The sequence below is a fragment of the Companilactobacillus nodensis DSM 19682 = JCM 14932 = NBRC 107160 genome, from assembly GCF_000615905.1.
Lineage (GTDB): Bacteria > Bacillota > Bacilli > Lactobacillales > Lactobacillaceae > Companilactobacillus > Companilactobacillus nodensis.
Genome location: NZ_BAMN01000005.1, coordinates 102,135 through 112,548 on the forward strand (window position 1 = coordinate 102,135; position 10,414 = coordinate 112,548).

At 34.9% G+C, this 10,414-nt stretch carries 11 protein-coding genes and 1 pseudogene; 3 read left to right on the forward strand and 9 right to left on the reverse strand.

Annotation, left to right across the window (positions count from 1 at the left end; translation table 11 throughout):
• Positions 1–13: 13 nt before the first annotated feature.
• The 6 genes from JCM14932_RS05190 to JCM14932_RS05215 all read right to left on the reverse strand — a co-directional run bounded on the left by JCM14932_RS05190 (position 14) and on the right by JCM14932_RS05215 (position 4,783).
• Entirely contained in the window at positions 14–925 is a 912-nt protein-coding gene (locus JCM14932_RS05190) for a DMT family transporter (RefSeq protein ID WP_034542656.1), read from the reverse strand.
• Positions 926–1,075: 150 nt separating this feature from the next.
• A complete protein-coding gene (locus JCM14932_RS15890; protein WP_025023953.1) occupies positions 1,076–1,603 on the reverse strand; it encodes a PBECR4 domain-containing protein in 528 nt (175 codons plus the stop codon).
• A 548-nt stretch (positions 1,604–2,151) separates the two neighbouring features.
• The gene (locus tag JCM14932_RS05200) at positions 2,152–2,793 is read right to left on the reverse strand and encodes a LysM peptidoglycan-binding domain-containing protein (RefSeq protein ID WP_025023954.1); all 642 of its coding nucleotides are present in this window, start codon (positions 2,791–2,793) and stop codon (positions 2,152–2,154) included.
• 290 nt (positions 2,794–3,083) lie between these two features.
• A complete protein-coding gene (locus tag JCM14932_RS05205; protein ID WP_025023955.1) occupies positions 3,084–3,803 on the reverse strand; it encodes a hypothetical protein in 720 nt (239 codons plus the stop codon).
• Positions 3,778–4,170, reverse strand: a complete 393-nt coding sequence (locus JCM14932_RS05210) for a MerR family transcriptional regulator (protein WP_025023956.1) — start codon at positions 4,168–4,170, stop codon at positions 3,778–3,780. Before JCM14932_RS05210 ends, JCM14932_RS05205 begins: the two co-directional genes overlap by 26 nt.
• A gap of 16 nt (positions 4,171–4,186) precedes the next feature.
• The gene (locus JCM14932_RS05215) at positions 4,187–4,783 is read right to left on the reverse strand and encodes an NAD(P)H-binding protein (RefSeq protein WP_025023957.1); all 597 of its coding nucleotides are present in this window, start codon (positions 4,781–4,783) and stop codon (positions 4,187–4,189) included.
• Positions 4,784–5,197: 414 nt separating this feature from the next.
• On the opposite strand from JCM14932_RS05215, the gene JCM14932_RS05220 reads away from it, so the two are divergent.
• From JCM14932_RS05220 to JCM14932_RS14600, 3 genes are all read left to right on the forward strand, one after another.
• On the forward strand, positions 5,198–5,647 hold the full coding sequence (locus JCM14932_RS05220) for a flavodoxin (RefSeq protein ID WP_025023958.1): 450 nt from the start codon (positions 5,198–5,200) through the stop codon (positions 5,645–5,647).
• A gap of 77 nt (positions 5,648–5,724) precedes the next feature.
• The gene (locus JCM14932_RS05225; protein ID WP_025023959.1) at positions 5,725–6,066 is read left to right on the forward strand and encodes a hypothetical protein; all 342 of its coding nucleotides are present in this window, start codon (positions 5,725–5,727) and stop codon (positions 6,064–6,066) included.
• A gap of 124 nt (positions 6,067–6,190) precedes the next feature.
• Positions 6,191–6,544 (forward strand): flavodoxin, encoded by a 354-nt coding sequence (locus JCM14932_RS14600; protein WP_051528066.1) that lies wholly within the window; start codon positions 6,191–6,193, stop codon positions 6,542–6,544.
• 35 nt (positions 6,545–6,579) lie between these two features.
• Here the strand turns inward: JCM14932_RS14600 and gntK are convergent.
• The 3 genes and pseudogenes from gntK to JCM14932_RS05245 all read right to left on the reverse strand — a co-directional run bounded on the left by gntK (position 6,580) and on the right by JCM14932_RS05245 (position 10,329).
• Positions 6,580–8,084: pseudogene (gene gntK / locus JCM14932_RS14605) on the reverse strand (gluconokinase).
• A gap of 28 nt (positions 8,085–8,112) precedes the next feature.
• Positions 8,113–8,895 (reverse strand): alpha/beta hydrolase, encoded by a 783-nt coding sequence (locus tag JCM14932_RS05240; protein WP_235700521.1) that lies wholly within the window; start codon positions 8,893–8,895, stop codon positions 8,113–8,115.
• A gap of 204 nt (positions 8,896–9,099) precedes the next feature.
• The gene (locus tag JCM14932_RS05245; RefSeq protein WP_025023961.1) at positions 9,100–10,329 is read right to left on the reverse strand and encodes a dicarboxylate/amino acid:cation symporter; all 1,230 of its coding nucleotides are present in this window, start codon (positions 10,327–10,329) and stop codon (positions 9,100–9,102) included.
• Between the last annotated feature and the right edge of the window lie 85 nt (positions 10,330–10,414).

Sequence of the window (10,414 nt, forward strand, 5' to 3'; positions counted from 1 at the left end):
TAAATATCAACTACTATGGCTTCCTAATCATATTGCGATTAACCAAGTAACGTGTAACTACTCCACGAATATCAAACTGAGCAGTCAACGTTGCCATAATAATCAAACTTCCACCTATCACTAGGTGTTGTGTCAATGGTTCAACATGGAATATAACCGAAACTATACTGGCAAATAATGACTCTGTCATTAACACCAATCCCGCGGTTACAGTATCAGTGTATTTTTGACTAGTAACTTGAATTACTTGTGCCGCAAATGTCGCCACAACACCCAGATAAATCACCGGTCCAATAGCGACCGTCCAATCAATCTGCGGTAATTTACCATAATCAATTGTGAATGAATACAAAACCCCACAAATTGCTTGAACAAAACCTAATTGAAATGCCAAAATCTTTGGACGTGCATTCTTAGTCGCATATCCATAATAGGTCATTTGCAATGCATAAAATATTGCACTTAACACTGTCAAAAAGTCCCCCATATGAAATTGCAAACCAGTGGAAATAATTCCCGTCAAAAATACCATCCCAAATATACATAATACAATAGATAGGTAGATTTTTAGTGGTGGAACTCTTTTGAAGAACAACCAAGCGATAAATGGCAATAAAATAACATAAATAGAAGTTATAAATGAGCTATTGCTGGGAGTCGTGTATTCCAATCCCGTGGACTGCAATTGCACAACTACAAAATTAAATACTGCACAGACGGCACCAATTTTAAATTCTTTCCAAGTCATCGTTTTGACTACTTTTCGAAAAAATATATAAACTAACACCGCAGAGATCAATCCGCGTAATGTGTTGATAACTGACGGCGGCATATGACCCGCAATCGCCATTTTGATAAATGTGTAACTAGTTCCCCACATGAAAGCAACCAGCAATAGATTTCTATTAGCTCGTGATTGCACCATCAAATCACCTGTTTCAATAAGTAATGTGATAATATTAGCCTTTGTCAGACCTTGGTGCAATGAAAATTTTTATATTTTTTCAGAAACTTTCACTATTGTTGCACTTTGCTTTAATTGCTCCAAAACTTTTTGATTTTATTCCAAAATCACTTAATTTAATTCATCTATAATAATTTTTTTAACTATTTCACCGGCATTAAAATCCTCAAACTTTAAATTAAGGATTGATGATGGATAGTAATACCCTTTACCATAATTGCAACCCAAACCTGTCAATGATTTTCTAGAACGTACAATATAATCGTAATTACTATAATAACTTATGGTCTGACCGTTAATTCTTATTTTATCTTTAATTAATAATGCATCCAATAATCCAAGTATTTTTAATTTTCTAAATGTATTGCCATCTTTTTTTATCATTAAATTATCAATTCTAAAAAACAAATGTTTCTTCTTACAATCTGAATAGAATCTTTTATTATTATGATCAAAATAATCTATGCCACAGAGATGCATGAAATTTGATTTTTTACATATTAATACAATTCTCATACTTTCTGTGACATAAGTGATCCGTTTATTAACGAAACTACCATTATATGTTTCCCACGCTGCCAATATATTTTTCTTAAACCTATTTAGCTTTATTATTTCATCACCCGTAGGTGGTCTCATAGATGAATTTCTCATTAAATTACGAGTACCAAATAATACACTTTCAATTTATAATTTTATTTAAGTAGTAGTATTGTTTCAATAAATATTCTTGTAAGATTCATGGGAATAAAAAAAGCTATCAGTAATTTGAACTGATAGCTTAAATGGGTTTAATTATGGAGTCAGTCTCCGCTATGCACTTATGTCATAGATTAATATCTGGATTAATTATGGTTCCAGCAACCGCTATGCACTTACGTCATAGATTTATGTCTGATTTTATAGATGCCCACCGCATCTCTATTACAAACTCATTATACATAGTAACTACGATAGTCACAAGTAACACTTCACCCAAATAATCGAGATTTATAGATTTCATAATTATTTCTTTGGCATCTTTGGTGTTAACTATCTGTTCGTCGTACAAAATACATAAAACAGCGGATCCAACATTATTTTTTTATATAAATTATATAATACAACAAAAACATCAGTCATCCTCCCGAGGATAACTGATGCTATTTATGGTTTGTTTTTTAAAACAACTGATTTGTAACGAGTGATTAGATAACTTCAACTGTAGCTGAAGTTACACCGTATGAAGGAATTGATGCATTAGGCATAGCAACATCCAATTGTTGTGGGTTGCTGTATGCAAATGTACCTGTATCATTAACTGTTCTGTACATTACTGTACCGTCAGCTAGAGTGATCTTCAATTGTGTTCCCTTAGGGAATACTGATAGGTTAGCAGCAACGCCACCGTAACCCATGCTTGAACCTAGTACGGCTGGATCATAAAAACTGATCTTGAATGTACCATGTGATGTGCCTGTTGTACTAGTTTGTGTTTGTGTAGCTGATTGTGTTGTAGCAGCTGGTGCTTGTGCTGCTTGAGTTTGTGTAGCAGTTGTATCAACTGTACTTGTTTGTGCTGGTGCAGCTGCATTAGTTGTAGCTGATGGAAGATAAACTGTTTCTCCTGGGAAAATCAAATCGAATCCACCGACTTCACGTCCGTTAGCTTGTTCTAGTTCTGCAATTGTAATTCCTTTATTAGCAGCGATACTCTTGTAAGTATCTCCTGCTTCAACTGTCACGCGAGTGCTGTCTACGGTGATCGCAGCTTCAGCAGTCTTTGCAGTTGCTCCCATTGCAGTTAGGGCTGTAGCACTTAATAGTGCAATAGATAATACTTTCTTCATAAATTAAAAACATCCTCATATTTTTTTTTAGCTCTCAACGCTATGAGTGATACTATAACAGGCTTATGTTACATAAAAGCCTAAATAACATTACAAAAACCAGTCTTTATGTAACATTGGTAACACAACTGCAACAATCGATAAGTAAAAACCTATCGTATCAATAAATACAGAGTACGTGAAATTTCAGAAAAATAATTATAATTTACAAGACTTTTTAAAATTTTATTATATAAATTTACAAAGAAAAACCTAAAAGCCTATTCTATAGCTTTTAGGTTAATTTCAACTTATGAAAAATATTTCAGCAGTTCAAAACTCATTCTGATAAGTTCATACGAATGCTGATTTTGTAATTTATTCAAGGTTAATCGGTTATTGTTTATTTTTCTCAATTCATTAAGATCCTGAAATGCTTTGGCAACTAAGTTATATTCGAACAATTCAGACTTAAAGTAAGTCACATAATGCTTACCCTGCTCCACAAACGGTGGATCATATGGCTTCTCCAATAACTTGTCAAAGAAGCTATTATCAAATTGCTTCCAATCATCCCCCGGATAATCTAAGACCAGATCAGCTAGCTTCGAACTCTGTGTGGCAATAAAAGCTGTCATCAAGATCCAACTTAGTTTCTGAGATATTTGCATTTTCTTAGCTAATGCCGTTGCCAGATAAATTTCAAATGAATACTTAGAGTCCTTGACCCCATACTTCATTTCCAAATCATCGATCAATGTGAAGGCATTATCCAAATAAACATCCCCGCAGGTCTTTTCATTCATGAATTGATCCATTGTCTGTTGGTCATAAATACTCAGCTTACCAATATCAATCAAATCATCTAGAGATACCTTGGAATCACCCTTCAAACTGATCAGAATGCCTTGACTATCACGCTTCAACGTCTGAACTATCTCACGACTACTCTTGGTCCATGGCTGAATCAACGAATCATTCTTCATTACTGAATAGTAAGTTACATTAGACATTTTCTTTTTGGTTTTCAAGTTCCTTTTCAAATTTTGCTAAATGTTCATCATATGTGTCGATCTTCATCGAGATTCGGTCATAAGTATTCTGCATATCATCAAGTTTTGACTTGATAAGTGCTTGTTGCTCTTCAAGAATCTCTTTTCGGCGAGCAACTGTCGAATCTCCTTGACCAAATAGTGAAATATATTCAGCTAATGAGTCAACTGACATTCCAGACATGCGCATGCACTTAGAAAAGTTGATCCAGTTCTCATCTTCCTGAGTGAAATCACGATAACCGACACTATTACGGTGAACGGGTGGAATCAATCCTACTTTTTCGTAGTAACGGATTGTTGCTTCACTTAGTTCATATTTTTTTGCGACTTCTTTTATATTCATTTGTACACCTCTTTGATTAAGCTCGACTAATACCCAAACTTTCATTTACATACAATGTCGGTTCGTTAATAATTCGAGTAGATAAGTCAGCGACACTTCTTCTGGAAACATTTCTTCCAACAAAAGTTTCACCTTTGAACGTGATTTGGTAATTCAAGTCGGAATTATTGTCATACCAGCTTGGACGAATAACAGTTGAGTCCAAATCAGATTCTTCTACTATATCGGCAGCTTTACGATATGGGATCAAAACTGACTCCACATTATCACTGTTACCATCAGAATTCACTTCATTGTAGATTCCCATTGAGCTGATCAAGATAACACGTTTGACTTCATTATTATGCATAGCATCAACGACATTTTGTGTAATCAATGGTAATTCACCAGTGACACTGATGAAGACAACGTCCTGATTTTCAACCGCAGCATTCAAATCATCCATCTTAGTGGCATCCCCAGCAATAACTGTTTCGCGGACCTCATCAATATCACCTAAGCGACTAGAATCTCTAACGAATAAGGTTAGATGATTCTCACTCGAGCTTAACAGATCTCTTCTAACAACTGAACCAATTGAACCACTTGCACCGATCAATAATACATTTTCCATTTAAATCACCTCATGCTTCCTTTTAGCTTTTTCCACTCTCTGAAATGAGTTGCGAGAAATAAATACCTCCGTTTAGCTACAATTAAGAAAGGATGCACATAACACATCAATTCTTAATCTAAGCTATACTCGGCATTTTGACATTTCTCTTCACTCTCTATCCAAAACGAGTTACAAAAGCCATATTCCTGCGCCTGCTACAGAGAACAAATGCACCAACTACGTTGGCACCTTTATTCTCTTAGGCAGTGCTCAGAATCTCCCGGCTTTTTCCACTCTCTGATTATTAATATAAACCTTAAACCATACTTTAACGCAAGATATTTATATATTAATTTTTTTATTACTAAAACTCTTGCCCTCAAGTCCACTCGAAGGTCTATTATGGGATTGTATTTATGGGAGGAAAAACATATGAAATCAATCGTTATTTATTTTTCTGAATCTGGAAACACCAAAAAAGCCGCACAATTCATTGCTCAAGAGACGCATTCTGATATTGATGAGCTGAAGCCTATCAAGCCATATCCTGATAATTATGATCAATTAGTTGAAAGATCAGGTGATGAAATAGACAATAATATCCATCCTGAAATCGATAAAAACCTTAATTTTTCTGACTACAATGTGATTTATTTAGGTTATCCAACTTGGTACCATCGCACACCAATGATCATCGATAGTTTTTTCGATACTTACGACTTATCTAGCAAGACAATCATTCCATTTACCACTACTTACAGTAGTGAATTTGATGAAAGCAAACCATTTATTGAAAAAATAGCTTCTACCAAGAATGTCACGTTATCACCAGGATTCCGTGCAAACTCAAATACCGAAATCAAAAAGTATTTAGCAAAATAACAAACAATGTGAAATTAATCACCCTTTCATAATCTTATTGGTTTAAAATATAAATATAGCTAATAAAGGAGCAGCTTATGACTAACGTTTTAATTCTAGGAACTCAAGTAAAAGACGATTCTGATATTTATAATTTATTCGATAGCCGAGCACGGACCACTATTATAGGAAGAAACTTCTCCAATCGTAATGTTCTCGATCAAGCTATGGAGAATCAGGATATGGTAATAGTTGCTATTGATGAAACTTCCAGTGTCGATTTAATTCCAACAATCGTGGAATCCATGAAGATTTATCAAGTTTACGATATCGTTTTGATCGATAAACTATCCAATAAAAATTCACATGTGGAAGCCATTTCTACTGAGTTCTTAAAACTATCAGGATTGAATTATAAAATCTTAGATCCAATCGATTGATACCCTGTTCCGAACTAAAAGGAGGAATTACTTTGAAGTCTATTGTTATTTATTTTTCAACAACTGGAAACACTAAAACTGCCGCTGAATCTATTGCCAAAAAACTGGCTCTGATATTGAAGAATTGAAATCTGTCCAAGCTTGGCCAACAAACTTCGACGACTTAGCAGCATTAGCACAGAAACAGCGTGATACAAACGTACATCCTGAAATATCTAGCCAGATCAACTTGGATAACTACGACAAAATATACTTGGGTTATCCAACTTGGTATGGGCAACCACCAATGATCATTAACAGTTTCTTCGACAAGTTTGACCTTGACGACAAGACTGTTGTGCCATTCTCAACCAGTGGTTCAAGTACCTTTGAAATTACTGCTCCTTACGTACATAGCATAGTTAAGGATAAAAATATCAAACTGGAAAATGGCTTCAGAGCTAATTCTGAAGATGAAATTACTAATGGATTAAAATAATAATATTACAAAAAAATGATGTGCAATTATGCGCATCATTTTTGTTTGCTTTGAAATTCAGCGAGACGTTTATACTCTGGTTCCAGCACCTGAGTGACACTTTGCCAGATTGGAAATAACTCCTGATAAATTTTAACATTATTTTCATTAGGATGATGGATATCAGTGATACCGATCATGTTCTTGACTGCAGATAAGTCATCAATATTGTCTAACGCGTACATACCCAATACGGCAGCACCAAGACATGAACTCTCGAAACTCTCTGGAATAGTCACATCTTGATCAAAAATATCAGCCAACATTTGACGCCAAAATACAGACCTCGCAAAACCTCCAGTAGCTTGAATTCTCGTCGGTTTACCAGTTACCTTTTCAATCAAGCACATAACCGAATAGAGATTGAAAACAATTCCTTCCAGCGCTGACCTGATCATATCAGATCTAGTATGCTGACGAGTTAAACCAAAGAATGAACCACGGGCATAGGCATTCCAAATTGGTGCCCGTTCTCCACCTAGATAAGGTTGAAATAACAAACCATTTGACCCCGCAGGTACACCACTAGCCATTTTGGTCAACTCATCATAACTAACTTTTGAATCGAATAACTGATCACGAACCCAACGAAAAACAATTCCACCATTGTTGACAGGAACACCAACTACCCACTTATCCTTAGTTAAAGCATAACAAAACAGTTTGCCATCGAGATCAATGACTGGCTTATCAACTACCACTCGCACTGCACCACTAGTTCCAATCGTCACAGCAACTACCCCTGGATCTATTGCATCAACACCAAGATTGGAGAGAACACCATCACTTGCTCCCAAAATAAATGGAACAGTGGCTTTAATACCGAGCATTTTACCGTATTCTTTGTTGATACCACTGACACTATCAGTCGTAGCAACAACTTCAGGTAAACGTGTTTCTTCTATATTAAGTAGTTTCAAAACTTCTGGTTCCCACTTGAGGTCAAAGATATTAAACATCCCTGTCGCCGAGGCAATCGAATAATCAATTTTGTAAACTCCAAATAGTTCGAAGAAAACATACGATTTGATATCGATAAACTTCTTGGCCTGATTAAATAAATTGGGATGATCATTCTTCAACCACAGCATCTTAGACAATGGAGCCATGGGATGAATAGGTGTACCAGTTTTGGCATAGATTTTTGCACCCAAATCACTAGCGTTTAATTCATCAGCGTACTCAGCAGCACGGTTATCTGCCAAGTTATAGCTCTAGTCAAGGGATGGTCGTTCTCATCCATCAAAATCAAACTGTGCATGGCGGTTGAAAAAGATACACCACTTAAATCATCAGGTTCAATACCATTCATTACTTGCTTTAACGTAGTAAGCACTGCTTGAAAAATTTCATCTGGATCTTCTTCGGCCATTCCTGGTTCAGTCTGAATCAACTGATAACCCGCATCAGCGTGTGTGATTACTGTACCCTTTTGATCATATAAAACACATTTCGTACTTGTGGTTCCTATATCAATACCAATTATATATTTCACTATCAATCTCCATATTTATATCAACGTAATATTATTATTTCTTCCACAAAAAATTAATTAATAACTTGTCGACTTCCTTGTTCTCATGTAACTTACTATGCTGAGCTTGTGGACCAGAAATCTTCTTCTCACGATATGACTTAGCACGTCCAGATACCAAATACCTCAATGACTTGGACGAAGCATTACTTACAGATCCATCGGAATGCGTACCATCATTTTTATCACCATAAATATTTAGAATACCCACTTGATTATTAGGATAGACTTCTCGTAATTTTAATAGTTGTTTATAATCAGAATCCATTTTCTCTGGTTTACCATTACTAGCGAGTTTCATCTTATTAGGTTCGTCATTCATCCCTAAAATTCCATTGTAATGTCCAGCAATATCCACTTGCTTATTCAACTTAGGAAGTGACTTATCCTGACTATAATCCAACGGATAATAAGCAATCGTCATATTTCCCATTGAATGTCCTACAACATTAAATCTCTTAATGTTGTATTCTTTTTGAAGTAAAACCACTACTTGTTTCATCCATAGAGCGTCCTCTGAATAATTATCATTTTTATTATTCAGGTAATTAACTTCGATAATTGGATTCTGTGTGTTCTTATTTATTCTACCATTCAAAGTTACCTTTCCCTTAGGACTAACGTCCACACGAATTATCGTATCAGTTACGCCATGAGATTTGGCATAATTTGCCATCTGTGATTCCGAACGATAGCTGCCACCCCATCCGTGAAAAAATAACGTTGGTACTGATGATTTTATGTAATCACTACTATAAATTTTCTTATCAAAACTCACATGTCCAATTACACCAAGTAGCACAATTATAATGATTATCGAAATGATTTTTTTTTAATATTTTGTTCAAAGCTTTCATTTTCTTTCTGTATGTTAATTAAAACATATTCTAATACTATTTAATCATTTTAAATTTAAGTCAGGAAAAACATACATCGAAAACAAAAAAGCCATTACGCCTAAACCAAACGTAATGGATCTTTATTAGTTACTTTCATAAAATACTTTTGTATCAATTCCATCATTTTTATGTGCAACCAAAATTGATGAAAATACATCTGAATCAACATTCAAAATAGTCCTCAACATGCCGACAAACCAGTCCACTCCTGCAAATAACGCTATGCTTTCAACCGGTAATCCCATTTGAGGAACCACAATGGCCAATGAAACTAGTGCCGCACCTGGCACCACTGCATTTGCCAGCGATGCTAATGTAGCCAAAAGAACAATGTACATATAGGTTTGCAGATCATACTTAATTCCATATATTTGTGCAATTGTAATTATCGTAATCGACATATGCATAGCAGAACCATTAGAGTTTAAGGACATTCCCAAGCTTAAAACAATTTGAGCAACTTTATCCTTGACGCCCAATTTTTCCTTCGTATCCTTCAATTCAGTTGGAAAAGTGACCGCAGAAGAAGTAGTAGCTAGTGCCATTAAAGACATATCCCACATATTTTTAATTAAATATATAAAATTCAATTTAGTAACCAATGTAATACATAAAATCCAGAAGACTAAATAAGTAATAGTAGCAAATCCATATATAATTAAATATTTCATCATTGGGATAATCACCTTAATCCCCAACTTGCCAATAGCCGAGGCAATCAATGCAAATATTCCAATGGGAGCTATAGTCATGATTAGTGAGATCATTTTCAGAATAACTTTATTAAACTGTTTGAGAATATCTAATAATTGAAATTCATTGGTGGAATGGCAAAATGCTGATAACGCAATACCAAAAACAATGGAGAATACTATGACTTGCACAATAGACCCTTTAGACATCGATTCAAATATATTGCTGGGGAAAAAATCACTTATAACTTTGGAGAATGACATTGATTGACCAACTTTAATGTTATTATCTGATAAACCTTTAATAGAAATCCCTAAACCAGGTTTGAAAACAATAACCATTATAGCTCCCCACAATGCCGCCAGAATAGAAGAAGTAAAGAATATAATTACAGTTTGCCTGATCATTCTACCAAACTGACCTAAATCTATATTTCCCACTGCCTCAATTACCTGACCCATAACCAGCAATATAATACCCATTTGAATCATTTTAATAAAAATGTCACCAACTATTTTCAAATTACTAGAAAATGATTTAAAAGTTAACCCTACTATTATTCCTAATACCATGGCAATCAATATTTGTCCTGACATAGAGATCTTTATTTTCTTAGTCATGATTTTCACCTCTCATGGCGCCACATTAACATCATAGATTATCGCGTCGGGAACAAGAATCTATTTCTATCGAAACACCTATCAT